This is a genomic window from Sorangium sp. So ce426 (assembly GCF_051475585.1).
GTDB classification, from domain to species: domain Bacteria; phylum Myxococcota_A; class Polyangia; order Polyangiales; family Polyangiaceae; genus Sorangium; species Sorangium cellulosum_B.
Window position 1 is genome coordinate 12,728,914 of record NZ_CP150341.1, and the last position, 24,105, is coordinate 12,753,018.

The 24,105-nt window shown below is 70.0% G+C and carries 26 protein-coding genes; 8 read left to right on the plus strand and 18 right to left on the minus strand.

The genetic code is table 11. The features are described 5' to 3' along the window. Positions 1 to 101: 101 nt before the first annotated feature. From WMF44_RS47825 to WMF44_RS47835, 3 genes are all read right to left on the minus strand, one after another. Positions 102 to 1,259: a hypothetical protein gene (locus WMF44_RS47825; RefSeq protein ID WP_437296720.1), complete on the minus strand. Its 1,158-nt coding sequence runs from the start codon at positions 1,257 to 1,259 to the stop codon at positions 102 to 104. 310 nt (positions 1,260 to 1,569) lie between these two features. Continuing rightward, entirely contained in the window at positions 1,570 to 2,148 is a 579-nt protein-coding gene (locus tag WMF44_RS47830) for a hypothetical protein (protein WP_437296721.1), read from the minus strand. Positions 2,149 to 2,181: 33 nt separating this feature from the next. Next, positions 2,182 to 3,063, minus strand: a complete 882-nt coding sequence (locus WMF44_RS47835) for an SDR family oxidoreductase (protein ID WP_437296722.1) — start codon at positions 3,061 to 3,063, stop codon at positions 2,182 to 2,184. Between the two features lie 214 nt (positions 3,064 to 3,277). On the opposite strand from WMF44_RS47835, the gene WMF44_RS47840 reads away from it, so the two are divergent. Then, positions 3,278 to 3,775, plus strand: coding sequence for a hypothetical protein (locus WMF44_RS47840; protein WP_437296723.1), 498 nt, complete (start codon positions 3,278 to 3,280; stop codon positions 3,773 to 3,775). Between the two features lie 27 nt (positions 3,776 to 3,802). On the opposite strand, the gene WMF44_RS47845 is transcribed toward WMF44_RS47840, so the two are convergent. Then, entirely contained in the window at positions 3,803 to 4,915 is a 1,113-nt protein-coding gene (locus tag WMF44_RS47845; protein WP_437296724.1) for a hypothetical protein, read from the minus strand. A 350-nt stretch (positions 4,916 to 5,265) separates the two neighbouring features. On the opposite strand from WMF44_RS47845, the gene WMF44_RS47850 reads away from it, so the two are divergent. Then, on the plus strand, positions 5,266 to 6,462 hold the full coding sequence (locus WMF44_RS47850; RefSeq protein ID WP_437301691.1) for a glycosyltransferase: 1,197 nt from the start codon (positions 5,266 to 5,268) through the stop codon (positions 6,460 to 6,462). A gap of 244 nt (positions 6,463 to 6,706) precedes the next feature. Here WMF44_RS47850 and WMF44_RS47855 read toward each other — a convergent pair whose 3' ends face one another. Together WMF44_RS47855 and WMF44_RS47860 are read right to left on the minus strand one after the other, a co-directional pair. Next, a complete protein-coding gene (locus tag WMF44_RS47855) occupies positions 6,707 to 7,102 on the minus strand; it encodes a type II toxin-antitoxin system death-on-curing family toxin (RefSeq protein ID WP_437296725.1) in 396 nt (131 codons plus the stop codon). 2 nt (positions 7,103 to 7,104) lie between these two features. Further along, positions 7,105 to 7,299 carry a DNA-binding protein gene (locus tag WMF44_RS47860; RefSeq protein WP_437296726.1) on the minus strand — a complete coding sequence of 65 codons (195 nt, stop codon included), beginning with the start codon at positions 7,297 to 7,299 and terminating at the stop codon, positions 7,105 to 7,107. Positions 7,300 to 7,487: 188 nt separating this feature from the next. Between WMF44_RS47860 and WMF44_RS47865 the strand changes: the two genes are divergently transcribed. Further along, complete coding sequence (locus tag WMF44_RS47865; protein ID WP_437296727.1) at positions 7,488 to 8,696, plus strand: winged helix-turn-helix domain-containing protein; 1,209 nt, start codon at positions 7,488 to 7,490, stop codon at positions 8,694 to 8,696. A gap of 276 nt (positions 8,697 to 8,972) precedes the next feature. On the opposite strand, the gene WMF44_RS47870 is transcribed toward WMF44_RS47865, so the two are convergent. Beyond that, the gene (locus WMF44_RS47870) at positions 8,973 to 9,959 is read right to left on the minus strand and encodes a LysR family transcriptional regulator (RefSeq protein WP_437296728.1); all 987 of its coding nucleotides are present in this window, start codon (positions 9,957 to 9,959) and stop codon (positions 8,973 to 8,975) included. A 118-nt stretch (positions 9,960 to 10,077) separates the two neighbouring features. Between WMF44_RS47870 and WMF44_RS47875 the strand changes: the two genes are divergently transcribed. The 4 genes from WMF44_RS47875 (at position 10,078) to WMF44_RS47890 (ending at position 13,370) form a co-directional block, all read left to right on the plus strand. Beyond that, positions 10,078 to 10,866, plus strand: a complete 789-nt coding sequence (locus tag WMF44_RS47875) for an SDR family oxidoreductase (RefSeq protein ID WP_437296729.1) — start codon at positions 10,078 to 10,080, stop codon at positions 10,864 to 10,866. Between the two features lie 184 nt (positions 10,867 to 11,050). After that, positions 11,051 to 11,896 carry an alpha/beta fold hydrolase gene (locus WMF44_RS47880; protein WP_437296730.1) on the plus strand — a complete coding sequence of 282 codons (846 nt, stop codon included), beginning with the start codon at positions 11,051 to 11,053 and terminating at the stop codon, positions 11,894 to 11,896. 170 nt (positions 11,897 to 12,066) lie between these two features. Beyond that, positions 12,067 to 13,020 carry an alpha/beta fold hydrolase gene (locus tag WMF44_RS47885; protein ID WP_437296731.1) on the plus strand — a complete coding sequence of 318 codons (954 nt, stop codon included), beginning with the start codon at positions 12,067 to 12,069 and terminating at the stop codon, positions 13,018 to 13,020. Then, complete coding sequence (locus tag WMF44_RS47890) at positions 13,020 to 13,370, plus strand: hypothetical protein (protein WP_437296732.1); 351 nt, start codon at positions 13,020 to 13,022, stop codon at positions 13,368 to 13,370. Before WMF44_RS47885 ends, WMF44_RS47890 begins: the two co-directional genes overlap by 1 nt. On the opposite strand, the gene WMF44_RS47895 is transcribed toward WMF44_RS47890, so the two are convergent. Continuing rightward, a complete protein-coding gene (locus WMF44_RS47895) occupies positions 13,354 to 14,358 on the minus strand; it encodes a PA4780 family RIO1-like protein kinase (protein WP_437296733.1) in 1,005 nt (334 codons plus the stop codon). The genes WMF44_RS47890 and WMF44_RS47895 overlap by 17 nt on opposite strands. 194 nt (positions 14,359 to 14,552) lie before the next feature. Between WMF44_RS47895 and WMF44_RS47900 the strand changes: the two genes are divergently transcribed. Next, positions 14,553 to 15,053: a VOC family protein gene (locus WMF44_RS47900; protein ID WP_437296734.1), complete on the plus strand. Its 501-nt coding sequence runs from the start codon at positions 14,553 to 14,555 to the stop codon at positions 15,051 to 15,053. A gap of 96 nt (positions 15,054 to 15,149) precedes the next feature. On the opposite strand, the gene WMF44_RS47905 is transcribed toward WMF44_RS47900, so the two are convergent. The 10 genes from WMF44_RS47905 to WMF44_RS47950 all read right to left on the minus strand — a co-directional run bounded on the left by WMF44_RS47905 (position 15,150) and on the right by WMF44_RS47950 (position 24,057). Beyond that, positions 15,150 to 15,887 (minus strand): hypothetical protein, encoded by a 738-nt coding sequence (locus WMF44_RS47905; protein WP_437296735.1) that lies wholly within the window; start codon positions 15,885 to 15,887, stop codon positions 15,150 to 15,152. Continuing rightward, positions 15,874 to 16,488, minus strand: coding sequence for an RNA polymerase sigma factor (locus tag WMF44_RS47910; protein ID WP_437296736.1), 615 nt, complete (start codon positions 16,486 to 16,488; stop codon positions 15,874 to 15,876). Before WMF44_RS47910 ends, WMF44_RS47905 begins: the two co-directional genes overlap by 14 nt. An 8-nt stretch (positions 16,489 to 16,496) precedes the next feature. Then, positions 16,497 to 16,646, minus strand: a complete 150-nt coding sequence (locus WMF44_RS47915; RefSeq protein WP_437296737.1) for a hypothetical protein — start codon at positions 16,644 to 16,646, stop codon at positions 16,497 to 16,499. Positions 16,647 to 16,754: 108 nt separating this feature from the next. Beyond that, complete coding sequence (locus WMF44_RS47920) at positions 16,755 to 17,642, minus strand: NmrA/HSCARG family protein (RefSeq protein ID WP_437296738.1); 888 nt, start codon at positions 17,640 to 17,642, stop codon at positions 16,755 to 16,757. Next, entirely contained in the window at positions 17,635 to 18,384 is a 750-nt protein-coding gene (locus tag WMF44_RS47925) for an iron-containing redox enzyme family protein (protein ID WP_437296739.1), read from the minus strand. The genes WMF44_RS47920 and WMF44_RS47925 overlap by 8 nt, the downstream gene beginning before the upstream one ends. A 112-nt stretch (positions 18,385 to 18,496) precedes the next feature. Beyond that, positions 18,497 to 19,204, minus strand: a complete 708-nt coding sequence (locus WMF44_RS47930; RefSeq protein ID WP_437296740.1) for a class I SAM-dependent methyltransferase — start codon at positions 19,202 to 19,204, stop codon at positions 18,497 to 18,499. Continuing rightward, entirely contained in the window at positions 19,204 to 20,007 is an 804-nt protein-coding gene (locus WMF44_RS47935; RefSeq protein WP_437296741.1) for a hypothetical protein, read from the minus strand. Before WMF44_RS47935 ends, WMF44_RS47930 begins: the two co-directional genes overlap by 1 nt. 243 nt (positions 20,008 to 20,250) lie before the next feature. Then, the gene (locus tag WMF44_RS47940; RefSeq protein ID WP_437296742.1) at positions 20,251 to 21,432 is read right to left on the minus strand and encodes a hypothetical protein; all 1,182 of its coding nucleotides are present in this window, start codon (positions 21,430 to 21,432) and stop codon (positions 20,251 to 20,253) included. A 489-nt stretch (positions 21,433 to 21,921) separates the two neighbouring features. After that, the gene (locus WMF44_RS47945; RefSeq protein WP_437296743.1) at positions 21,922 to 22,113 is read right to left on the minus strand and encodes a hypothetical protein; all 192 of its coding nucleotides are present in this window, start codon (positions 22,111 to 22,113) and stop codon (positions 21,922 to 21,924) included. A gap of 105 nt (positions 22,114 to 22,218) precedes the next feature. Continuing rightward, positions 22,219 to 24,057, minus strand: coding sequence for a DUF459 domain-containing protein (locus WMF44_RS47950; protein ID WP_437296744.1), 1,839 nt, complete (start codon positions 24,055 to 24,057; stop codon positions 22,219 to 22,221). Positions 24,058 to 24,105 lie beyond the last annotated feature (48 nt).

Here is a 24,105-nt window from a genome sequence, read left to right on the forward strand (position 1 = left end):
GAGCGCCCGGACGCGTTGCGCGCGGATCTGGCCAGGTAACGCCGCCGGATCGGGCGGCCTCGCGCAGCGCCGGGTCGATTGTGATGGCGCGGTTGGTCCGTTCAGCGGCGGTCGCGACGCCGCCGCGCGCGGCGCGCGAGGGACAGCGCGAGCCCGATCGCGGGCAGCGCCCAGCCGGACGAGGCGCCGCTGCCCGCGCCGACCGAGCAGCCGACGCTGACGTGATCGCCATCCGGGTCCTCCGGAGAGTCACCGCTGCCACCCGCCCCGGATCCCCCCGAGCCGCCGGCACCCGTATCGGGGGTCTCGCAGGAGCTCACGTCGTTGTCGGCGCAGAGGTGGGGGGCCTCTTCGCAGAACGCCGTCCTCGCGCTGCACCAGGCCTCCTCGAAGCCCTGGGGAGGAGCTGAGCACGCCGCGATGTTCGCGGCGATCTGCGCCGGGTCGGCCGGGAAGACGGCCGTCTCGCCCGCGTCGCCGTGCGGAACGCAGGTGCGCTCTTTCTCGACGGTCGTGCCGTCGATGAGGCTCCTGTACGTGAGCTGGTAGCAGTACTCCGTGGCCGCGACGTCGTACGTCTGGCTCGGGAACTCATTCCAGACCGTTTTCTTGCCGAGCTCCTCCCCGTCCGGGCTCGAGAAGGTGACGACTTGCACGTACTGCCTCTCGCCGGTGTCGACTCCCCCGCTCACATTGACGAAGACGCTGACGTAACGCTCCATTTCCTCCGCCACGCAGCGCTCTTCCGGACCGCAGCTCCCCTGGAGCTGATCGACGGTGCAGCAGCTCATCTTGCCGTGCCAGCGCTCTTGCACGATGACGTTGCTCTGGACAGGGATGGCGCCCACGTCCATGTCGACAGCGGTGCTGGCGTAGATCTCCGAGATGCCGGCGCTGACGTCCTGGCCCTCGATCTCGACCTGGTAGGTGTGGCCGTCGACGAGCGGGGCCGTGGGGCGAAAGGCGAGCACGCTCTCGCGCTCGGCGACGGCGACGTCGGCGACCTCCTCCTGGGTGCCGCTGATGGCCTCGCCCGTGTCCTTGTCCTTCACCAGAAGCACGGGTGCGCTCTCCGGACAGTTGGAGTAGCAGCTGACGCGGGCCACGATGACCCCGTCGAGCGGCACGACGCCCAGCACCCCGGACAAATAGCGCCCGTCCGGCACAGGCGTGCAGGCAGAGCTCGGACGAGAGATACCGAGAGCGGCCAGGCCTCCCATGACGGCGAGAGTCAGCGCGGTGAAGCGAGAATAAGGCATCGACGTTCCTCCTCGAGCGACCCGACGCGGGTCAGCTCCGCACGGGCATGTGCAGACACCGTGCCGACGGCGGCTCGCTCGACCGCCGCGAGGTCCTCGTGGGCACCCGCGTGCGTCGCGGATGATCGTGATGTCACCCTGTGCCGTCTGCCCTGTGTCACCTCGACCATTGGGAGAAGAGATATCCGTAAATTGCTCGAGATCCACCTGGTCGAGCGCCCGCACCGTGCGGCCGCCGGGCGCGACCCTGGTGCGCCCTTGCGAGGGGCCCGCGGTGACGCGTGCCGGAGCGGCTCCGATCGCCCGAGGCTCAGCCAGGGGCCTGCTGCAGGCGGTGCAGGTGGTGCTCCTCGCCGTTCAACGTCAGCACCGCCATGAACCCGTCACGCGCGAGCTGCTTCTCGATCCTGAACTCGTGCGCTCCCTGGGGGACGGAGGTGTCGACGATGCGCGCGGCCTCCGGCTCCAGGGCGCCGCCGGGGTAGCTGTAGATGTCGAGGCGCAGCGCGCAGGCGCGCTCGATCGTCGCGCGGGCGACGAAGGCGTCACTGGCCTCCGTCACCGAGAAGGCGCTCCCGAGCTCGCCCTCGACGGAAGATCTCCTGAGCGCCCAGGCGATCTGCTGGCCGGCGATCGGGGCGTACACGTCCAGCACCATCACGTCCTTGTTCTGCTCCTTGAAGCGCGCGTGGAGGCGCGCCCGGGTGGCGGCGTCCACGCCGCCGCCGATCGTGATGAGGTCGAAGTCGCCGGCGTGGAACTCCGTGTCCGGCGACGCGCTCAAGGTGCCGACGGCCGAGTGCCCCTGTTTGTTCAGCGCTGCCACACTCCGCTCGAGGATATCTGCCCGCTTGCCGATGACGAGGATCCTGGTTGCTCTCGTTGTCATGCTCTCTCCTCCTTGGCGATCTACCGCAGTGCCCTACTGGAACGCTTTCACGTGGCGTTCCAGCCACTCGTCGAACGTCCGCGCCCTGCGCCCGAGGAGCTGCTCGACGGCGGACGACGGCTCCTCTCCCTTCCCGGACCTGATCAGCGCGAACGCCTCGAGCAAGGCGCGGATGAAGCCCTCGGGGAGCTTCGCCTTCACCATCGCCTCGCGGGCGGCGTCCTCGCTCACGTCGACGTACCTGAGCTGCCTGCCGATCGCGGCGCCGATCTTCGCCACCTGATCCGCCGCGCTCAGCGCCTCCGGCCCGGTGAGCTCGTACTCCTTGCCTTCGTGCCCCGGCGAGGTCAGCGCCTTCACCGCGACCGCCGCGATGTCGCGCTCGTCGATGGGCCTCGTCCTGGCGTCGCCCAGGGGCTGGAACACCGCGCCCTGCGCCTTGATGGACGCGGCCCACCGGAGCGTGTTCGAGGCGAACCCTCCCGGCCGGAGCATCGTCCAGGCGACGCCCGACGCCTTGACCCTCGCCTCGGCCTCGCGGTGCCAGCGGGCGATCTGGACGTCGGGCGCGCGGGCGACGCTCGACGACGAGAGCAGCACGATGTGCTTCACGCCCGCCCTCCTCGCCGCGTCGGCCGCGTTGCCGGCGAGGTCCGGCAGGGCGCCGCCCGCGCAGACAAGGAACGCCCTGTCCGCGCCCGCGAACGCGGCGTCGAGCGTCTCGGGCTTCGAGAGATCGCCCTTCACGACGGCGATATCGCCGCCGAGCGCCCCCAGCCTCGCCGGATCGCGCACGAGCGCGCGGACCGGCTGGCCCGCGTCGACGAGCTGCTCGAGCACCGCGCCGCCAACATTCCCTGTCGCTCCGGTCACCAGGATCATCCGCCGCTCCCTTCCATCGCGTTCACCTTCCATGGCGCACCGCCCTCGCCTCGCCGGCGGGCCGCGCCCGAAGAGCAGCGTGCAACGGAGCCTCCCGCATGTCGGATCTCACGCCAATGCATTGGAATATCTCTGCTCGTTTGTTCCTGCCCACCGCGGGCTTCCGCGCGGGAAGCGCTCTGTCGGCCGAGATCAATCGCCCGGCATGCTTGCCGCGTTCGCCTCCGCTCGTCGTATCGTGGGCGTCGTGCGGCCTAGCCCACCTGCCTCGCCCTCCCGTCTTCGCGAGTACCTGGCCATCCTCGCTGGCGCGCTGGCCGCGGGCGCCTGTGGCGCGCTCTTCGATCAGGTCACCGCCACGATCTCCCCGGAGTATTTCCTCGAGGGCAAGGGCCTCGCCGCGTCGAGCTTGCCGTTCCGGCTCGCGGTCGCCTGGACGGGGTTCCGGGGAGGTCTGCCGCTCGGCGCCCTCGTCACGGGCGTCGGCCTCCTCCGCTCCGCGCGAAGCGACCGGTTCTCGTGGCGCGCCTGGCTGGTCAGGATGATGGCGGCGCTCGCCGCCGCGCTCGCGCTCTGCCCGGCCGTCATGGCGGTGCTCGACCCGTTCGGCGTGCGCGAGGCGAGCCTCGGTGTGTGGTCCCGCGGCGCCGCCACGAGATACCTTGTCTGCTGGGGGCTCCATGCCGGCGCATACCTCGGCGTCCTCGTCGGCGTCTTTCTGAAGGGCCGACCCGCCCTCTCGTGATCCCTGGCCGGCGCGCCACGGCCCGCGCTATGCGGCCACGCCGAGGGTGCCGATCTCCTCGAACTCTCGGATCATCCGAGCGAGCCCGCCCTCGTCGACGCGGAGGCCGAGCGCCGCCGCGGCGTGGACGAGGAGCTTCCGCTCCCGCAGCGACGCGACCTTGTCCACGGCCGCCGCGATCTCGAGCGCGCGCAGCAGCGGGGCGCGCGCGCCCTCCGGCACGCCGCGGAGGCGCTCGATCCAGGTGATGTCGTCGGCGAGGCGCTCGTTCAGGCCAGCGCGCGCCGGGGCCGGCAGCCGCCGCAGCACGGCCGCGAGCAGCGCGGACTCCTCCGGGGTGAGGCGGCCGTCGGCGGTGAAGATGAACCAGAGCCCGTCGAACAGCCGATCGAGGTGCGGGCGCAGCGTCTCGTCGCAGAGCGCCTCGTCGAGCGCGCGCCGGTAACGCAGGTATCGACGCGCGGTATCCCCGAGGCGCCGGGTGACCACCCAGCTCGTGATCGACGACGAGGCGACCGAGAGCACGGGCACCAGGTTGCGCGCCACGCTCTCGCCGGCGAGCCGCGCCGCGAGCTGCTTCGCCACATCCGAGCCGCGCCCGCGCGCCGAGCGCACGAGCGCGCCCGCTGGATCGTCGGTGTCCTGGGGGTGCTCCACGGCGCCGAACGCGAGGGCGAGCAGCGCCCACACGTCGGCCGGCTCGTCCGGATCGAACCGGAGCCCGAAGAGATCCGCGAGCTCGCAGAGCATCTGCACGTGCAGGAGCAGCCGGAGCACCGTCTCTGCGCCCATCGCGAGCATGGCCGCAGGGATCGCGACGAGCCCGCCGAGCCCGTTCGTCTCGGCCGTGGCCACGGCCGCGCCGGTCGAGAGCGCCCCGGTCGCGCCGCCCGCGAGCGCCGAGCGGATGCAGGCGCGCCGGATGACCGCGCGCGCGTCGGTCGCCTCCGTCACGCCGGTCGACGCCGCGATGATCGCTGGGCGAAGCCGCCGGTTGTAGCGGCGCACCGCGCGGGACAAGAGCTCCTCGAGCCATGCATCGACAGGGCGCCCGCCCACGCCTGCTTCGCTCGTCGCCTCGCTCAGCGGGAGCGCCGCGGCCCCCGCTGCGTCACCGGGATGCGCAGCCTCGTCGCCCATGGATCAGGGCGGTTCAAGATGCATTCCGCGCCCCGCGGGCGCCGAGGCCGAGCCCGTTCGCAGCCCTGCCGAGATCGGCCATCGCCTTGTCGGGCACATAAGGATTCACCTGCTCCCTCACCAAGCAGGAGAGCACCTTCCGCTCACACGGCTCGACGAGCCGACTCAGCTCCAGGAGGCTCCGGCCGTCTGGGCCTGAACGGATGATCCGTGGTAGGGGCGTCTCGCCCTGCCTCCCGTCTCAGCATGTATACCGGAACTCTGGCGTTGATACGATGAAAAAACGCGTCTCCGGTGCCATCGTCGCCTCCGTCATCCACGCGGCCCGCGTGGTGGAAGGGAGAGAGACGATGCGGGTATTGCTGACGGGAGTGGGGACTCGCGGTGATGTGCAGCCCGTGGTGGCCCTGGCCGTCGAGATGCGGCGCCGGGGGCACGATGTGAGGCTGTGCGTTCCGCCGAACTTCATCGATTGGGTGGGCGGTATGGGCTTCACGGCGACCCCGATCGGCATCGCGATGCGGCAACCGAGCGGTGCCGCTGCGCCGGCCGCCCCGCCGACGCCGGAGCAGGTCCGCGCGCTGGTCGAGCACCTCGCGAGAGACCAGTTCGACGCGACAGCGTCGGCGGCCGAGGGATGCGACGTGATCGTGGCCGGCGGAGCGCACCAGTACGCCGCGCGGTCCATCGCGGAGCGGCTGGGCATCCCGTCCGTGGTCGCCGTGTACGCGCCGGTGGCCCTGCCGTCGCCGGACCATGCGCCCGGCGGGGAGCCCGGGGGCGACCCGGAATCCAACCTCCGGCGCTGGCAGGATGAATCGCGGAGCTGGAACGAGCGCCTCCTCGATCGGCTCAACGCCAATCGAGAGCGCCTTGGCCTGGGTCCGCTGAGCGACGTCTTCAGCCACGTCCTGGGCAAGGCGCCGTGGCTCGCGGCGGACTCGGTCCTTGGGCCGCTGCCGGCGACGCCCGGCCTGCAGGTCACGCAGACGGGAGCCTGGCTCCTTCCCGACCAGGCGCCGCTCGTCCCCGAGCTGGAAGCGTTCCTCGCCGCCGGCGAGCCGCCCGTCTACGTCGGCTTCGGAAGCATGCCTGTCGACCCGCAGACGGGCCGTGTCGTCATCGAGGCCGTGCGGGCTGCGGGGCGCCGGGTCGTGCTGTCGCAGGGGTGGGCCGAGCTCGGTCTCATCGACGACGCCCCCGACAGCATCGCGATCGGCGACGTCAACCAGCAGGCGCTGTTCCCGAGGGTCGCCGCGGTGGTGCACCACGGCGGGGCGGGCACGACAACGACGGCGGCGCGTGCGGGCGTCCCGCAGGTGATCGTCCCGATGTTCGCCGATCAGCCCTACTGGGCCTCGCGCGTCCGGGCGCTCGGGCTCGGGACGTCCGTGGCCCGTGCAGCGCTGAGCGCGGAGTCCCTTCTGGCCGCGCTGGAGGGCGCCCTCGACCACGGGGTCGCCGCCCGCGCGGCGGCGAGCGCAGGCGCCGTGGCGGTGGATGGAACGGCCATCGCCGCCGACCTCATCGAGCGGGCCGCCGCGTGAACCGCGGGTGATGGCCGCGCGCGTCTGGCCGTGTCAGCAGGTCAACCCGGGGTGATGCTCAGCTCGAACGAACCGGCAGAGTGAAGCCGCTCGTGCCCTTGGACGTGTCGCCCGTCACCACCGCGGCCGTCACCGGCGGGACAGTCGGCCGCCTCTTCACAGGATCTGACTCTCGTCTCGGGCCGCCGTGGCCGCGTCGCGCTGTAGGCCACTCCATCCGACGGCCTGCGTGCGTACACTCCTGTTAGAGGGAGGGTTCCCGCCGCCCGACATGCTGTTCGAGCCAGGCGAGCAGCTGGTCTCGTGAGAGCGCGCCGGAAGCAAGCGAGAGCATGATGCGCTCTTGATCATCGACATGGGCATCAAGGGAGTAGCCGTTCAGCACGAGGAAGACTTCCATCGCCGCATGACCGACACGCTTGTTGCCGTCGATGAATGGGTGGCCTTGCACGAGCGAGAAGCAGAGAGTCGCTGCCTTGGCGAGCACGGTAGGATAGAGCTCCTCACCCCCGAAGGTCGCCTTCGGCTGGGCCACAGCTGCCTCGACGGCGTGGAGGTCGCGAACGCCTGCGGCGCCACCGCTCGCCGCAACAACCCGCTCGTGGAGGAAGAAGACCTCCGCCAAGGTCAAGTAACGCACGCTCAGGCGAGCCGCCTGTACAGCTCTTCGTTCTTCGCGAGGACAACCTCGGCTGCAGCATGAAACTCGTCGTCCGGCGTCGTCAGCAGATCCGCCACGGCGGCTCGCGCGAGCTCTTCCGGCTGCAAGCCGAGGCTCTTTGCGCGTTCCTGGAGGCGGTCGGCTTGCGCGGGCGACAGGTCGATGGCGAGCTTCATGAGACGCAGTGTACCTCGGGCGACCCTGCCTCGTCACCCGGTATACGGGTGGGCCGCCGAGCGATGAACCGAGCTCCAGCGGAACGCGGACGAACGCACCGGGATCGGATGTCGGGAGGGTGTCGATGATCGGTTGCCAAGCGAGCACGGCCAGCTAGGGTTCGGGCTCGAGCGGACGGAAGGCGCGGATGAAGGACACCCTGTCGGCGGCGGAGGCCCGGCGCATCGCGCTGGCGGCGCAGGGCTTCGGGGCGGAGCGCCTCGGGCCGGCGACGACGAAGCAGCAGTTGACCCGGCTGATCGAGCGGCTGGGCGTGGTGCAGATCGACAGCGTCAACGTCGTCTCGCGCACCCATTACCTGCCGGCCTTCTCGCGGCTCGGGGCCTATCCGCGGCCGATGCTGGAGGAGCTCGCGTGGGCGAGCAAGCGGCCGCTGTTCGAGTACTGGGCGCACGAGGCGTCGCTGCTGCCGCTCGCCACCCAGCCGCTGCTGCGCTGGCGGATGGCCGACGCGCGCGACGGGGTGGGCGTCTGGAAGGGCGTGGCGCGCTTCCTGCGCGAGCATCGGCCGATGGCGGACCGGGCGCTGGAGCAGATCCGCGAGCGCGGGCCGCTGGCCGCCTCCGAGCTCGAGATCGGCAAGAAGGGGCCGGGCGGCTGGTGGGGCTGGAGCGACGCCAAGCGGGCGGCAGAGTGCCTGTTCTGGAGCGGCGAGCTGACGACTGCCACCCGGCGGGGGACCTTCGAGAGGGTGTATGGCCTGCCGGAGAAGGTGCTGCCCAGGGCGGTGATCGAGGTGCCGACGCCCGCGCGCGAGGATGCCCAGCGCGCGCTGATCCGCATCGCCGCCCGGGCCCTCGGCGTGGCGACCGAGCGGGACCTGCGGGACCATTTCCGCATGGGGGTCGCCGAGACGAAGGCGCGGGTCACCGAGCTAGTCGAAGCCGGTGAGCTGAGCCCCGTGAGCGTGAAGGGCTGGCGGGAGCCGGCCTTCCTCGATCCGGCCGCCCGGCGGCCGCGGCGGATCGAGGCCTGCGCCCTCGTCTCGCCCTTCGACAACCTGATCTGGTTCCGCGAGCGCACCGAGCGGATGTTCGGCGTGCGGGTGCGGCTCGAGATCTACACCCCCGCGGCGAAGCGGACCCACGGCTACTACGTGCTGCCGTTCCTCGAGGGCGACGCGATCACCGCGCGGGTGGACCTGAAGGCCGATCGCAAGGCGGGCGTGCTGCTCGTGCAGGCAAGCCACGGCGAGCCCTGGGCGGGCGCGCAGACGCCGGAGCGACTGGCGGGCGAGCTGCGGACCATGGCCGCGTGGCTGGGGCTGGAGCGCGTGCGGGTGGAGCCGAGGGGCGACCTGGCCGAGCGGCTGGCGAAGGCCCTGTCGGGCAGATAGCCACGAACAACACGCTGCGTGTAGTCAGGCGCCCAGCGGGCGATCTTCACACGTCTCCCAGAATACCGATCACGTTGAAACCCGGAGAATTTTCACAGGGAGGCGGGGAGGCGGGGAGAAAGAAGAAATGAATTTCTCCCTCTTGCCGTCTCTCGCTTCCCGCCTCCCCGCCTTGTATGATCCTCGGGAGCGCCAGGTCTACGTCGTCGTCGTCGCTGACGAGGCGGGGGAGGCGATCGGCGCGGCGTTCCTGGCGGCGGCAGCCGGGCTCGATGCTCACCGCGCGCGATTCACCGCGCCGGAGCGGGCGAGCGGCTTTGCGCTCTTCGCCTCCAGCGATCCGACGACGTTCGCCACGACGTCGCGGATGAACCGCCCCGCCGGATCGTCGTCGGTGGCGCGCGACCACAAGAGCTCGAGCTGCGCGCCCTCGAGAGAGAACGGCACGGGGACCGCGCGCAGATGCGGCCGCGCCCGGATGAGGTGGCCAGCGAGCAACGACGGCACCGTGGCCACGAGGGGAGAGCCCTCGATGAGGTCCGCGATGTAGCCGAAGGAGTGCACGGAGACGCGGACCGTCCTGGCTTTGCCCAGCGCGTCTTCCACGACGCCTCGCGTGTCGCCGGCATACGAGACGACGATATGCTCCTGGGTGAAGTAAGCGCGCTCGGTGAGCGGGCGTGGGAGCCTGGTGAAGCGCGCGTCGTACAGGCAAACGAACGCCTTCGGCCCGCTCGGGTGCGCGGTGAGCGGCTGGCGGAGGATGGATTTCGGCAGCTCGTCCGCCACGGTGACGGCGAAGTCGATCTTGCTCGAGAGCAGGCTCTCCTCGACGGTCCGAAATTGCACGGGCAGCACGATGAACTGCATGCGCGGCGCCTCGGCGCGGAGCTCTGCTATCAACCTCGGGAGGATCACGGACTCGAGCCCGTCGGCGAGCCCGAACCGGATCGTGGCGGTCGAGAGCTTCGGATCGAAGCGCGGCGCCGCCGTCGCGGCAGCGATGAGCGGCGTGAGGTGCGCGCGCGCCGCCGCGAGCAGCTCGGCGCCGCGCGTCGTCAGCGCGACGCCGCGACCCTGACGGGTGATGAGCTCTGCGCCGACGAAGGTCGCGAGCCTCCGCATCGAGGCGCTCACGGCCGGCTGCGTCACGTAGAGGCGCGACGCAGCGCGCGTGAGGCTCCCTTCCTCCGCGACCACCACGAACACGCGGAGCAGGTTCAGGTCGAGATCGCGACCATAACCATGGTTTATGTTCTCCATCACGACTATCCATTAGCATTTCTGTTTGCTCCGCCGTACTCCTTTCCGTGGGTCGCGGCGCCGGCGGAGGCGTCGAACGCGTGAACGCTCCCTCGGAGCTCGAAGAAGAGGTCCAATCATGAAACTCCAAGGCAACACCATCCTCATCACCGGTGGAAGCGGCGGCATCGGCTTCGAGCTCGCGTCGCAGCTCCTCCGCCGCGGCAACACGGTCATCGTGACAGGCCGCGACCAAGGCGCGCTCGACGCCGCGCGGCGGAGGCTGCCTGGGCTACGGACCCTCCAGAGCGACGTGCGAGACCCCCACGCGATCGCGGCCCTCCACGAGCGCGTGATGAAGGACTTCCCCGCGATGAACGTCCTCATCAACAACGCAGGGATCATGCGCAAGGTCAACCTGCAGACCTTCGGGGCCGATCTCCAGGGCATCACGGAGGAGATCGAGATCAACCTGAGCGGCTCGATCCGGATGGTGATGCAGTTTCTCCCGCACCTCAAGGCCCAGGCACGCGCGGCGATCGTCAACGTGTCGTCGGGGCTCGCCTTCAACCCTTACCCGATCGCCCCGATCTACGGCGCGGCGAAGGCGGGGATCCACTCGTTCACGCAGTCGCTGCGCGTCCAGCTCAAGCAGACGAACGTCAGGGTCTTCGAGCTGGCACCTCCGGCGGTGGACACGCCCCTGAACCACACGTTCGCCGACGAGCTCCGGGGCACGCCGCTCATGAGCGTCGCGAAGCTCGTCGACGAGACCCTGAAGGGGCTCGAGAGAGACCGCCCGGAGATCCGCGTCGGCTTCGCGAACGTCTCCAAGCTCATGAGCCGCATCGCGCCGGGCTTCATCCTCAAGCAGCTCAGCAAGCCGGTCGATCAGATGCTCGCGCAGATGAAGCAGCTGAGCAGCTAGGAGCCCATGGATGGATGCTGCGCGGGGCAGGCGGGACGAGGAGTCCTCGCCGGCGCTGCGCAAGCCTGGTTCATCGGCCGCCGTGTCACAAAGGGCCGGGAAGGAGCGCGCGATGGTGACGGAAGCACGAGGCGGCCGAGAGGGCCGCTCTTCGACATCGAAAGAACCCTACGCGACGGGCGCCGTGACCTCCAGGGACGGCACCACGATCGGCTACCGCCGGATCGGCCGAGGTCCCGGCGTCATCCTGGTGCAAGGCGCGATGGGGACCGCCGCCAACTACGACCAGCTCGCGAGGGCCCTGGCCAACGACTTCACGGTCTACCTCCCTGACCGGCGGGGGCGGGGCATGAGCCCGCGGGAGTACGACGCCGGGCACTCCATCGAGAGAGAGGTCGAAGATCTCGATGGCCTCCTCTCACGAAGCGGCGCAGAGCTCGTGTTCGGGCTCAGCTCGGGAGCGATCATCACGCTCGAGGCCGCGCGCGCTTTGCCCTCCGTCCGCAAGGCGGCGGTCTACGAGCCCCCATTTTATCTCGAGGGAGTGCCCCTCGATGAGATCGTTCGCTTCAACGACGAGATCCGCCGCGGGCAGCTGGCCTCGGCGCTCGTCACGGTGAGCCACATCGTGCGTCTCACCCCGGGGTTCCTCGCCGCGGTCCCGCGCCCGCTGCTCGCGCTGGCGACGAGGGGATTTCTCCGCCTGGACGACAGGAGGGGCTCGGGGCAGTACGCGCCGGTGCGCGAGCTGCTCCCGGCGATGCGCTTCGATTTCAAGATGGTCGTCGACAGGGGAGGACGCATCACCTCGTTCAAGGCCGTCGACGCCGAGATCCTCCTGCTCGGAGGCACGAAGAGCCCAAGGTACCTGAAGAACGCCCTCGATGCGCTGGAGACGATCCTCCCCAGGGGCCAGCGGACAGAGCTCGAAGGCGTCGGTCACGAGGCTCCCTGGAACGCCGATCGGGGAGGGAGCCCCGAGCTCGTCGCGCGATCCCTGCGCGGGTTTTTCAGGGAAGACCGCGTCTGAGCTCAGCGACGCCGCCGGTTCGCGTCGCGGATCCGTCGGTCTGCTCGGGATCGAGCGGCGGCGGGAGCGTCACGCCCAGCATGTCGGCCACCGAGGGCCACCGTCCGGCGCTGCGGGGCCCGGCGTCGCCCCCGGCGCCGATCCGTGCCAGAATGCGGCCGGGTCGTCGCATGGGAAACCACCTGGAGCGGGTCGTCGGGGTGCTCAACGGCGTCCTCGGCGACTACCTGAAGCGGACCAGCAACGGACTCGCGACCGCGATGCAGCTCGTCCGGGACGGGCACCCCGTGCCGATGGCCAGGGCATTTCCCGCGGCCGCCTCTGCCCAGGCCATGCCCCGCGTCGTCGTGCTCGTGCACGGGCTGATGAGCACCGAGGAAGTCTGGACGATGCCGGACGGCGAGACGTACGGATCGCTCCTTGCGCGCGACCTCGGCTACACGCCGTTTTACGTGCGGTACAACAGCGGCCTCCGTGTCTCTGAGAACGGCGAGGCCCTGGATGCCCTCCTCGAACAGCTCGTCTGCGCCTATCCTGTTGCCGTGGAGGAGCTCGCCCTCATCGGCCACAGCATGGGCGGCCTCGTCGCGCGCAGCGCCGCGCACACGGCGAGCGACAAGGATCGACGGTGGCTGCCCCTCGTCAAGCGGGCCTTCTATCTCGGCACACCGCACCTCGGCGCCCCGCTGGAGCGCTTTGGCAACGTGGTCACGTGGGCGCTCGCGAGCATCGACAATCCGTACACGAAGCTCATCGCCGACATCGTCGACCTCCGCAGCGGCGGGATGAAAGACCTGGCGTATGCCAATCTCCGCCGCGAGGACTGGGAGGGCGCCAGCGCGAACGCCCTGCTCCAGAATCGCCGCCATCCCGTGCCCCTGCTCCCCCACATTCGCCATCATCTCATCGCCGGCGCGCTCACGGCCGACCCGAGGCTCTCCCTCCTGTTCGGGGACGCGATGGTCTCGCTGCGGAGCGCCACGGGGCGGGCGGTCGCCGAGGACCGGTGCTCGCCCTTCCCTCAAGAGCACGCGCGGATCATGCCGTCGCTCGGGCACCTGCGCCTGGCTCACGACCCGGGCGTCTACGCGCAGATCCGCGCGTGGTGCGAGGAGGCGGTGTGATGGACCGGTGGCGCGGCTTGAAGGACCTGGTAGAGGACGCGGTCGACCACGGCTCCCGGCGCGTGGAGCGCCTCCAGAAGCACGCGGCGAAGCTGCCCTTCGACCTGCTGGAGCAGATCCCCCCGATCAAGGCGCCCGTGAGGGGGATCCGGCTCATCCACGATACGACGCTGTCCGGCGTCCACGGGGCGATCCGCCTCGTCAACCGCGCCGTGGGAGGCGCGGTGGATGTGGTCCTCTTTCTCGTGGAGCAGAAGGCACGGTCGGGGGAGGCGCCGGCCGGCAGCGCGGACGCCACGCCGGACGCGCCCTCCGGGAGCTCGGACGGAGACGTCAAGCCCGGCGCGTGATCGCCGCGCTACCCGCCTGCGCTGGGCGCGTGATCGCCGCGCTGCCCGCCTGTGCTCCCTGCGCGTTCCGGCGCGCGCGGTCTCGTGGGCCGCTCGGTAGAATCACCACCTCGACCTCGCGAGGCGGGGACGATACGCCCCGCATGCTCCGCCCCTGCGCCTCACGGCGGCGGCGCTCGTCGCGGTTGGCGTCGCTGATGAGCCCCAGGACCGCCTCGGTATCGACCCGCCTCGAAGACGCCCGGAAACGGCCGCTCAGCCGCGTCTCGGGCGTGAGCTGGCTGCAGGCGTAGAGCTCCCACATCTCCTGCGCGTAAGGGCGGGGCTGTCGGTTGGGAGCGAACCGAGAGAGGAAGCGCTGGAGGTTGTCGACGTCGCGCAGCAGCAGCTTTCGCGCGTTCTGATTGCTGGAAGCGTCCACCGCCTGCGGGAAATCGATGACGACCGGCCCGTCCGCCCCCATCAGCACGTTGAAGTCGGACAGATCGCCGTGCACGACCCCGGCGCTCAGCATCCGGACCGCTTCTTCCAGCAGTCGGTCGAAGACCCTCACCGCCTCGTCGGGGTTCAGGCGCACCTCGGCGAGCCGCGGGGCCGGGCTGCCGTCGGCGCCGGTGATGAGCTCCATGATCAGCACACCGTCGATGAAATGGTGAGGTATCGGGACGCGCACCCCCGCGCTGTGCAGGCGGAAGATCATGTCCACCTCGGTCGATCTCCAGGCGGCTTCGTCCTGCGCACGACCATGGCGCGAGCGCTTGTTGATCGCGCGCTGATCGCGGCTGTTGCGCACCTTGCGCCCCTCCGTGTACTCCGCCCGGTTCTTGAAGGTCCGGTCGTGCGCCTCTTTGTAGACCTTGGCCACCCGAAGCTCGCCGCCGGAGCGCACCAGGAAGACCTCCGCTTCCTTGCCGCTCATCAGCGGGCGCACGACCTCCTCGATGAGCCCTTCGTCGGCCAGAGACATCAGGCTGCTGGGAATTCGCATCTCGTTCTTGCTTCTCCGCCGGGGATCGTTCGCCGCCTTCTAGCCACACGATCTGGGGCGCCGCAACTGGATTGGCCTTCCCCGCTCCCGCGGACACTCCGGACGACGCCAGGGAGCAGGAATGGGACGGCGAAAGAGGAGGGCGTTCCCACGAAGAGCGCTCGGCCGGCCGGAGCTGGGCTACCGTGATCGCCATGAACCTCGCCGGAATCGCCCACATCCAGCTCTCGGTCACGGACTTCCCGCGCAGCCGCGCGTTCTACCGGGCGCTGTGCGAGCACTTCGAGATGCAGTGCCAGTACGACGATCCGGGCAGCGAGGACGAACGACCAACACTTTATTACATCGGCGGCAAGACCGGCCTGTTGATTCGCCCCGTGAACCCGGAGCACGCCGGCGCCCGCTTTCACCAGTACAAGCCCGGGCTGCACCACCTGTGCTTCCGCGCCCGCAGCCGCGAGGATATCGACGCATTCCACGAGTTCTTCGAGAGCACGCTGGCCGCGCTCGGCGGCAAGCTCGTGCACGCGCCGCAGGACGGTGCGTGGGCGGCAGGCTACTACTCGATCGTGTTCGAGGATCCGGACGGCATCCGGCTCGAGATCAACCACGTCCCCGGCAAGGGCAACCTGTCCGAGGGCGTCGAGCTCCCGCTGCCCGCGCGCGTCCCGGGGGGCGTGCCCGAGCAAGCGTGAGGCGGCGCCGTCTTCTCCTCTCCGCCTTCATCAGGCGACGAGCGCATCGCCTCGCGCGCTGCGGAGCTCCGCGGACGCCCCCTCCGCCTCGTTCGGCTACGGCGGAGGTGCCGTCTCCGCCTCGTCCTGCGGGGGGCCCTCCAGCTTGATCTGCACCTTCACCTTCCGCTTCTCTCCGTCTCCCTCGATCTGCACGTCGACCTTCCCATCGACCCCTTGCGCCGCGAGCTGCTCCATCACCTGCCGCCGCGCCGCCTCCACGTCGTCCTTGTCGAGCACGTCCAGATCGAGCAGCTCGTGCCCGAGCTTTGCTCCCAGCGTCCCGCGCACGGTCCCCGCCAGCACGTCCTCCCGGATCTCCGCGCCGGCGAGCGCCGGGAACGCCGCCCGGATCCGCTCGGCCACGTCGCCCTCCGGCACCTCGTCGCCCCACACATCGAGCGTCAGCGTCGTCGCCCCGCCGCCGCGCCGCCCCCGCACCAGGACGCGCGCCCTCCGCTCCGTCTTCCCCTCGCCGCGCACGGCCGCCATGAGCGCCTCGGGCTCGGGCAGCTCCGCGCCGTCCGCCACCTGGATGCTGATGCTCCGTCCCACGGGCACCTCCACGTCCGCGGGCGCCACGCACGCCGCCGCCCCGCACACCGCTGCCGCCGCCGCCACCACCAGCGCCTTGCGCAACCAGAGCCGCTTCATCGGGACCACCTCCTGCTCGGGGTAGAGCTGCCCGAACGCCGCCATCAGCTCGCCTTCGAGCTCGCGCGCGTGTTCTGGCCTGAGCGGCGCCGGCTCCCCGAACAGCCGGCGCAGCTTTCGTCGCACCTCAAAGCCCAGCATTGGAAACACCCTCTCCGCGGGACTCGCCCGCGTCCTGCTCGGCGCGCGCCTCGAGCCGCGCCTTGAGCTCGCGCAGCGCCCGCGACGCCCGCTGCTTCACCGCGTCCGCGCGGAGCCCGAGCAGCTCCGCGATCTCCTGGTGTTTCAGCCCGTCGCCGTACCGCAGCGCCAGCACCTCCCTCGCCTCCGCCCCGAGCGCCTCCAGCGCGTCCCTGACCGCGCGGAGCTCCTCGCCCCGCACGAGCGCGTCGAGCGGCGTCCCCGCCTCGTCCGCGAGCACGCCCGCGAGATCGTCGATCGGCGCCTCGTGCCGCGCCGCCCGCGCGTGGTCGATGACCAGGTTCCTGGCCATGGCCAGCACGAACATCCGCGGCGTCCCCTTGCGCCGGTCGAACTCTCCCAGCCGCTCCAGCAGCCTGTGGAAGACCCGCGCGACGAGATCCTCCGCGTCCTCCCGCCGGCCCACGCGTCGCGAAACGAAGCGCGCCACCGGGTCGTACAGCTCCTGGTAGAGCGCCCGGAACGCGCCGCGATCGCCGCGCCGGGACGCCTCGATCAGCTCGCAGAGGTGGTCATCGCGGGAGGGCCAGAGGAAGCTCATCGCGGGGCTCACCCTCCTCTACGGCAGAGGCGCCAGAAGGTGACAGGCGAGCGGTCGATTCGTCGGGGGCCCTGGGCGACCGCCCGGCGACGGCGCGCCAGCAAGGCCTTGATGGTCTGGCTCGCCCGTTCGGGATCGAGCGCGTCGACGAGCGGCATGACGAGCATCCCGTCGGCGCTCGGCAAGATCGGCGTCGCGAGCTCCCGGGCGAGCGGATCTCTCGATCCAGGGGGCCCGAGAATAAGGCCCTTTCGCGTCGCCGTGCTTCAGGTGTCGAGCACCGTCCAGTTCTGCTCCGCCGCCCACGTCGAGAACGAATGCCACCCGACTTCGGGGTAATCGCGCCGGAGCCGGACGATGTCGGCCGAGAAGCCGGCGCGCTCGTACCACGAGAACATGCTCGCCATGGCCTCGCTGCCCGCGCGCACGGCGTCGAGCGGGAGCTCCACGTACTGGATCTTCTTGCCGGACGCGCGGGTGATCGCCTCCGCTGCGTCCAGCGCGCAGACCTCGTCCGAGGCGATGTCGATTCGCGCGCCGAGGAACGGCTCGCGTTGCTCGAGCACCAGGGCGGTGAACACGGCGATGTCGGCGACCGCGATCTGCTGGAGCGTCCGCGTCCCTGACATGGCGATGAGGAGCCTGCCCTCGCAGAGGCCGGGCAGGAGAAAGACGCGCAAGAAGTTCTCCATGAAGAACGCCGGGCCGATGATAGTGAAGGGAACGTCGAGCGAGCGCAGGTGCCCCTCCACCTGGAACTTGCTGTCGAAGAGCGGCACGCCCGTGCCACGATCGGCGCTCGCGACGGACGAGTAGACGACGTGCCCGACCCTGGCGGCCTTGGCGGCATCGAGCACCGCGCGCGCCTGCCGGATCTCCAGGCCGGCCCCCGCCTCGGACGGGGCCATCGCGAACACGGCGTCACAACCTGCTGCAGCGCGCTCGATCGACCCCTGATCGTCGAAGGACCCTAGCGTGAGCTCCGCACCGAGCTGGCGGAGCTGCGAGACCTGGGGGCCATCGGCTCTCCTCGTGAACGCACGCACATGGTGCCCTCTGGCGAGGAGGGTTCGAGCGACAGCGCCGCCCTGCCACCCGCTCGCCCCCGTGACGAGCACGGTCAGCCCAGTCCGGTTCCAAGCCACCTCATTCACCTCCATGATCATGCGCCTGAGTGGCCTTGCGGGTAAGAGCCAGCGCAGCCACGCCGTCGAGGAACTCCCACAGCGCGGCCCATTGCGCGATCGCTCCGCGCCATGTGGCTTCGAGCGATGGGCCGCGCTCCGTGACCAGCGCCGCGAGCACGCCGGAATCCTCGGCGTGATCGACCTCGAGCACCTCGTGAATGGCCAGCCAGGCGAGCGCGTCCGACGAGATCGCATTCTGGCGTCGGATCTCGTCGCCCAGGCAGCGATCCATCTTCTTCGCGAAGATCTCTGCGACGATCAGCGCGCCCACGGCCTCGTAGGGATCTGCAGCCTCGAACAGGGCCGTGGATCGCTCGCCGAGGCGTTTTCCGGGCCTGAGCACGTCGCCTCGGACGTCCCTCGGACGCCAACCATCGAGGCCAGTCACGAACCGATCCAGGAGATCACTGTGGATCTTCTTGCAATCGCCGTTCCCCAGCTCGTCGTTCAACTGCTTCGCCATGAGCGAGGCGATGCGGCGATCGTCGATGCGGGCGATCGTCTGGGCGAGCCAGCGGACGAAATGAGGGGAGATGCCGGCATGGGTGTTCGCCACCAAAAACCAGATCGCCCGCAGATCGACGGGGTTCTCCCTGAGCGACACGAACAGCGGGTGCGCCGAGACGTCCCGCGCCTCGTATTCGTCGACGATGTGTGTCGCCGGTAAAAGAGCTGTATCCTCGCTACGCATTTCAATTGCACTGGTCACGTTTAGGCTCTCCTTGTTGCATCAGAGCGGTGCTCAGACGAGCGTGATACGAGCGCACCAGGTGCGCCGAGATGAGCCACCTGGGTGCTCTCGGCGTTCTTGGCGGCCCATTTCATTCGGGTGGCCTCACCAGACGCGGGCGAGCCCTGCTCTGGATCCGCTCAGGGCTGGAGGCCCGCTCGACCACCCAGTGGCGATCGGACACCTGGGCGATGTCGACCTCAGCGAGCCCTGCGCTTCGGCAGCAGGCGCGGACCTCGTCCAGCGTCAGCGCTGCGTGAAGCGAGTTCCGGAACAGCGCGCGCTGGTAGGCCGTGTCGCCGCCGGCATAGCGCTCGACGAGGGCATCGAGGTCCCTGAGGGTGGTCGGTCGCAGCAGATCCTTGATCAGGATGGCCGCGCCTCGCCTGCCCACGCGCTGCGCCTCTGCGAACAAGATGGTCGGGTCCGCCAGGTGATGAGCCAGGCTGTTCGACACCACGGCGTCGAAGGCGCGCTCGGGGAACCCCGTGGCCTTCGCGTCGCCGCGCGCGACGTGGATGCGGTGCCGCGCAGGCGACGCACCAGCGCGCCGCCGCGCGATCGCGAGCATCGCCTCGGCCAGGTCGATCGCCGTGACGTCGAGGCTCGACAGCTCGGCGATGCGGATCGCGATGTCGCCGGGCCCGGTGCCGATGTCGATCAGCCGGCCCTGGGCGGGGGCGAGTTCGACGGCGCGCCGCGCGAACGCCTCGTTGACGACGTCATTGGAGATCGTCGCGTACTCGGCGGCGTCCTCCTCGGTGTCCATCGCTTCTGGTTCCAGGATTCGAGGTAGCATCACAGGTGCTCCGTCGAGCGTCGGGACGCCATGCGGGACTCGTAGCCGGTGAGGACATGGTGGAAGACGTCGTAGTCGCTGGCGACGAAATACATGGATTGCATGCTGGAAAACTCGATGTCATATCCGATGACATCCATCGAGTACGGGCGGATCTGCGCGTCGCCCCTACACGCGAGGCGGCCCTCTCGGTGCGACGAGAGCAGCGCTGCGCCGAACAGCCGGAACTCGTCGGCCGTGCCGATGAGGCCGAACTCGACGCTCCATAAGAAGATTCGGTTGAGCTCGGTCTGCTCCGAGGGATTCGCGCTCGCGGCGATCCCGGCGCGGCGGGCCGACGCCTCTGCCAAAGCGATCTCCTCCGGCGACGCCGACTGGCTCATCAGCGTGGACATCTGCCGGTTCGCCTCGTAGAGCCAGCGGTCGTGGTCGTTTCCTCCGGCCACGATCATCATCTGCGCGAGGCGTTGCAGGTAGGTGCGGTACGCTGCGCAGAACAACATCGGCAGGTGTCCCAGCACGTCGTGCACGAAGTCGGGCGCCGGCGCGTGATCGATGTGGTGCTCGCTGCGCATGAAGGTGGCGATCGGAAACACTCTCCTCGCGAGGAGAGTGGCGTATACGCGCGATGGGACATAGCCGTCCACGCAGATCGCCATCCACCCGATTTCCTCTACGCGGCGGCTGATCTCCTGGATGGACGGGACTCGGCGGGGATCCAGGTCGAGGCGAGCGAACCCCGTCAGATACCCCGGATCGACGTGGTCCCTCAGCTCGTCGAGCATCGCCTTGTGAGCTTCCATCGTTTGCTGCCATACGCGGGAGGCTCCGCGGTCGTCGCCGAGCGTGTGGTGCGGAGCGATGTACCTGCTCACGTCCGGTGTTATCGAGTCCGAGATGAGTCTCTGACACTGGGTGGACATGAAACTCCTTGGAGCGCCTCACGAGACCTACGGCCACCGGCCGGGTCCGGTCTCGTTCGGCTCTCTGGAGTCGACGGTATGGGCAATCCGTCATGGGAGGATCTTAGAGTTCCTTAGTTTGTCTCAGGCTTTGCGTGGGTGGAAGCTCAGCGAGAGCGAGGGCTCCAGCACATACCCTCTCTCGGCGGTATGCAGCATCTCGCCGAGGCCCAGGCTGCGCAGCACCGCGATCGTGTTGTAGAGGCGGTTCATCGCCGCGCCGGCGAGGATCCGCTCGTCCGGCCAGCCGACATCGATCAGCGCCGACGTTGCGACGGGCTGCCCCGGTGCCGTGTCCAGCTGCTCCACCAGGCGAAGGAGCACCCGTCGCATGGCGTGGCGCCGCCGCATGCTCACCCTCGCCCTGCCGTGTGCGCGGAACCACATGCCGTCGGGACCCAGCTCGAGATCTGCGGTCTGCTCGGCTGCCGGCGCCCCCGGTGCGCGTCCGTTGACGCGAGGAGTCTTGTCTGTGTCCTCGGCTTCGACATCCGATCCGGTGGGGCGGGCCGCCGGCGAGCCTTTGCCCTCGCGCAGCTGCGCGAGGCGAGTAAAGCGCTGGTGAGCTCCCCGATGGTGCGCCCGAGCATCGACTTCCTGCCCGCTGGCGCAGGCTTTTCGGGCGCGAGTGAGCTCGAGTAGGCCGTCGAGCAGCTCGGCAAGCACGCCAGAACGTACGACGTCGGCCTGCTCCTCGGCCAGGCGCCTCGCGTGCTCCAGGTGCCCCTCGGCGAGGGAGAAGCGGTCCTGGGCTACTTCGACGAGGCCGCGGGTGGCCGCGCTGACGACCTCCATGTAACCTCGGCACCACCCCGCGAGGTCGGACGCGCTGTCGCGGAGGAGCGCCGTGCACCCCGGCAGGTCGGCCGCCCGAATGCTCTCGCGGTCGTGGTGCTCGGCTTCGAGCTGAACGAAGGTAGAGAGATCGGCGAGCTGAAGCGCGACCTCGCAGCCCTGCAGCGTGAGGTCGAGCGCTCGCGCGAGGCTCTCGCGGGAGGTGGCCTGCTTACATCTCTGGTCCGCGCTCTCGGGCGTCCCGATCGACGAATGGAGATGCGCATGGGTATACGAATGGCCAGCGTCGCGGAGCGCGATCCGAGGATCGCGCTCCGCCATCTCCGCTGTCCAGGCATCCGAGGTGGCGGCGCAGGTCACCATGTCGGTGGGACGCACATCGTCTACATCGCGTGCCAGGTGAGTCTCTTGGCTCGTGTGGCGTTTGCTCGCATCCGCTTGCTGCTGGCCTCGACGGGTATGCTTCGGCACGAAGGTCTCCTGGAGTGGCGCGGCGCAAGAGCGCGTGTCCGCGTCAATGGCCGTTGTCTCGCAGCCCTATCCCCCCAGCCAAGGGCATCGCGATCGCTCGCGTGGCGCCGGTTACCTGATTCCATCGCAACAATGGAGAAGCGATGGCGACGAGGGTGGAGTCTGCGGAGCGGGTCGAGCGATGAGAACGGAGCGGGCTGAGTGCCGAGAAGTTCTCGCGGCGCGAGGGGTACAACCCAAAGCAGCGTGCTCATCCAGTCAAGGACGTCTTATTCTCCGATGTTGGCGGGCGCGCCATGTATTGCGGATCAGGAGCAAACGGCGACGTACTCGCCGCGCAAGCACGCGAGCGTTTCACATGCCGTCACGTGAAGCCTGAAGTGCCCAGTTGCGTGGTCGCATCCCGTCGAAGTCTTCCCCTCGCCGACAAGGCGCAGATCGCACCGCCTTCAGTGAGGACAGGAGCGCTCGGCGTCGGTACGCGGACCTTCAGCTGGTCGCTGACGAGCGTCTATTCGCGAGCGCGTTCTCGCGCCGCTCGCGGAGTGACTCCGACGGACCCTTCTCTCGGCCGCGGCGAACCTCACGCTCCATGGCCGGCATCTTCTCGCTCTTGCGCCGGTAAACACGGTGCTTGAGCTCGGTGAACTCGGCCTTGACCTGCTCCAGGGCGGTCTTCATGTGGAGCGCGTAGCCGCGCCAGCCACGCTCGTGATCGCTGTCGTCACGGCCGGATCGCTGCCCGGCGGGGTCGCTGCGCTCGTGGTCGGCGGGTGGCGTGCCCGCTCAGCGGAGCGGCCCGGGGTCCGCCGCGGCGCGCTTCGCGCGGAGCTCCGCGAGCGTCCACTGCGCCACGCCGCGCGCCCCCTCGATCGTGAAATGCACGCCGTCGGGCCGGATCGCCCCGTCTTCGTACATGCGCCGGCACTCGCCCCCGGGGCAGATGTTCTCCTGGAGGTCGAGGAGCGCGACGTCGGGCAGCGCCGCGACGACCTTCCGGATCGAGCGGTTGATGCACGTCACCTGCTCGCGGACGTCCTTCGTCTCCCAGTCGCCGAGCGCGTAGGGGACGGTCGCCATCCAGACGCGCCCGTGCGGGTTCCGGAGCTTGTCGAGGTTCGTGACGAGGTTCGTCTCGAAGCGCTCGTGCCACGCCGGCTTGCACGCCTTCGTCCACTCGTCGTTCACCGTGATGCCGTGCATGAAGGCGCCGCCGAGGTAGAGGACCGCGGCGTCGGGCTTCGCCTGCGCGAGGAGCGCGGGCCACTCGGTCATGCCGCAGAGGTCCGCCATGATGGTGCAGCCGTCCCGCCCGTGGAGGTCCACCGCGAGCCCGCGTTCCTGCAGGCCGCGGAGCGCCCAGCCGAGCGTGTTCGCTGTCGAGTCGCCGACGACGACGACGCGGAACGTGACGTCGTCCTTCACGACGGCGGTGACGAGCGCGTCGACCATCGCGGAGCCCTTCGGCGCCTCGCCGTCCTGCGCGTGGGTCGCGCGCACGGCGATGAGCAGGCCGAGCGTGACGCCGGCCGGCACCGCCCAGAACGAGCGCCCCTTCGGCAGCCCGCGCTCGCGGATCGGCCGCTCGAGGAAGCGGTAGGAGGCGAGCGCGACCGCGAAGGTTACCGCGAAGCGGAGCGCGGTGAGGGCGGGGCCGTGCAGGCGATCGCTCGACACGAACACGTGCACCGGCCAGTGCCAGAGATAGACGCCGTAGCTGATGGTGCCGACCCACGCGAGCGGGCGCCACGCGAGCGCGCGCGCGACGAGGCTCCGCGAGCCCTGCACGGCGCACGCGATGAGGACGAGGGCCCCGAGCTCCGTGAGCCAGAACCCGCCGTGGTAGAGGAGCCACGACTGGCCGTCGAACACGGACCACGCGATGGCGAGGCCGACCGCCGAGGCGACGCCGGCGCCGTCGAGGAGGCGCACCGCGCCCGCGGAGAGCGCGGCGCGCGGCGTGAGCACCGTCGCGAGCGCGGCGCCGAGCAGGATGCCGGAGGCGCGCGTGTCCGTGCCCATGTACACGCGCGTCGTGCTCTCCGGCGCGAAGAGGGCGAGCATCGCGATCGCGGAGAGCGCGGCCAGTGCCAGCGTCAGGACGAGCACGCCGCGGCGCGACCACCGCGAGAGCACGAAGACGATGACGAGCGGCCAGACGACGTAGAACTGCTCCTCGATCGCCAGGCTCCACGTGTGCTCGAGCGGCGAGCGCGACGTGAAGATCTCCCAGTAGCTCCTGTGCGCGTAGATGGCGCGCCAGTTCGCGACGTAGCCGAGCGTCGCGAGCACGTCGGCGCGGAGGCCGGCGAGCGCGCTCGGCGGCCCGAAGAGGCGCCCGTGGAGCACGACCACCGGGACGAGCGCGAGGAGCGCCGGGAGGAGCCGGCGCGCGCGGCGGATCCAGAAGTCCTTGAGCGAGATCGCGCCGCGCGCCTCGTGCTCCGCGAGGAGGAGCGACGTGATGAGGTAGCCCGAGAGGACGAAGAAGAGATCGACGCCGAGGAAGCCGCCGCGCAGCATCCCGTTCGCGTGGAAGAAGAGGACGCCGAGCAGGGCGAGCCCGCGCAGCCCGTCGAGCGCGGGCAGGTGAGGGAAGAGCGGGCGGCGGGCGGGAGTGTCCACGAGGCGAGGGGCGAGACTATCAAAACGCCCGGGCGGCGCCTCCCATGC

Excerpts from the sequence above, each read along its gene's own strand:
- WMF44_RS47825 (WP_437296720.1), bottom strand. The coding sequence starts at position 1,259 with ATGCCTTATTCTCGCTTCACCGCGCTGACTCTCGCCGTCATGGGAGGC.
- WMF44_RS47830 (WP_437296721.1), bottom strand. The coding sequence starts at position 2,148 with ATGACAACGAGAGCAACCAGGATCCTCGTCATCGGCAAGCGGGCAGAT.
- WMF44_RS47835 (WP_437296722.1), bottom strand. The coding sequence starts at position 3,063 with ATGGAAGGTGAACGCGATGGAAGGGAGCGGCGGATGATCCTGGTGACC.
- WMF44_RS47845 (WP_437296724.1), bottom strand. The coding sequence starts at position 4,915 with ATGGGCGACGAGGCTGCGCATCCCGGTGACGCAGCGGGGGCCGCGGCG.
- WMF44_RS47850 (WP_437301691.1), top strand. The coding sequence starts at position 5,266 with ATGCGGGTATTGCTGACGGGAGTGGGGACTCGCGGTGATGTGCAGCCC.
- WMF44_RS47860 (WP_437296726.1), bottom strand. The coding sequence starts at position 7,299 with ATGAAGCTCGCCATCGACCTGTCGCCCGCGCAAGCCGACCGCCTCCAG.
- WMF44_RS47865 (WP_437296727.1), top strand. The coding sequence starts at position 7,488 with ATGAAGGACACCCTGTCGGCGGCGGAGGCCCGGCGCATCGCGCTGGCG.
- WMF44_RS47870 (WP_437296728.1), bottom strand. The coding sequence starts at position 9,959 with ATGGAGAACATAAACCATGGTTATGGTCGCGATCTCGACCTGAACCTG.
- WMF44_RS47875 (WP_437296729.1), top strand. The coding sequence starts at position 10,078 with ATGAAACTCCAAGGCAACACCATCCTCATCACCGGTGGAAGCGGCGGC.
- WMF44_RS47885 (WP_437296731.1), top strand. The coding sequence starts at position 12,067 with ATGGGAAACCACCTGGAGCGGGTCGTCGGGGTGCTCAACGGCGTCCTC.
- WMF44_RS47890 (WP_437296732.1), top strand. The coding sequence starts at position 13,020 with ATGGACCGGTGGCGCGGCTTGAAGGACCTGGTAGAGGACGCGGTCGAC.
- WMF44_RS47895 (WP_437296733.1), bottom strand. The coding sequence starts at position 14,358 with ATGCGAATTCCCAGCAGCCTGATGTCTCTGGCCGACGAAGGGCTCATC.
- WMF44_RS47900 (WP_437296734.1), top strand. The coding sequence starts at position 14,553 with ATGAACCTCGCCGGAATCGCCCACATCCAGCTCTCGGTCACGGACTTC.
- WMF44_RS47905 (WP_437296735.1), bottom strand. The coding sequence starts at position 15,887 with ATGCTGGGCTTTGAGGTGCGACGAAAGCTGCGCCGGCTGTTCGGGGAG.
- WMF44_RS47910 (WP_437296736.1), bottom strand. The coding sequence starts at position 16,488 with ATGAGCTTCCTCTGGCCCTCCCGCGATGACCACCTCTGCGAGCTGATC.
- WMF44_RS47915 (WP_437296737.1), bottom strand. The coding sequence starts at position 16,646 with ATGCCGCTCGTCGACGCGCTCGATCCCGAACGGGCGAGCCAGACCATC.
- WMF44_RS47930 (WP_437296740.1), bottom strand. The coding sequence starts at position 19,204 with ATGCTACCTCGAATCCTGGAACCAGAAGCGATGGACACCGAGGAGGAC.
- WMF44_RS47935 (WP_437296741.1), bottom strand. The coding sequence starts at position 20,007 with ATGGAAGCTCACAAGGCGATGCTCGACGAGCTGAGGGACCACGTCGAT.
- WMF44_RS47945 (WP_437296743.1), bottom strand. The coding sequence starts at position 22,113 with ATGAAGACCGCCCTGGAGCAGGTCAAGGCCGAGTTCACCGAGCTCAAG.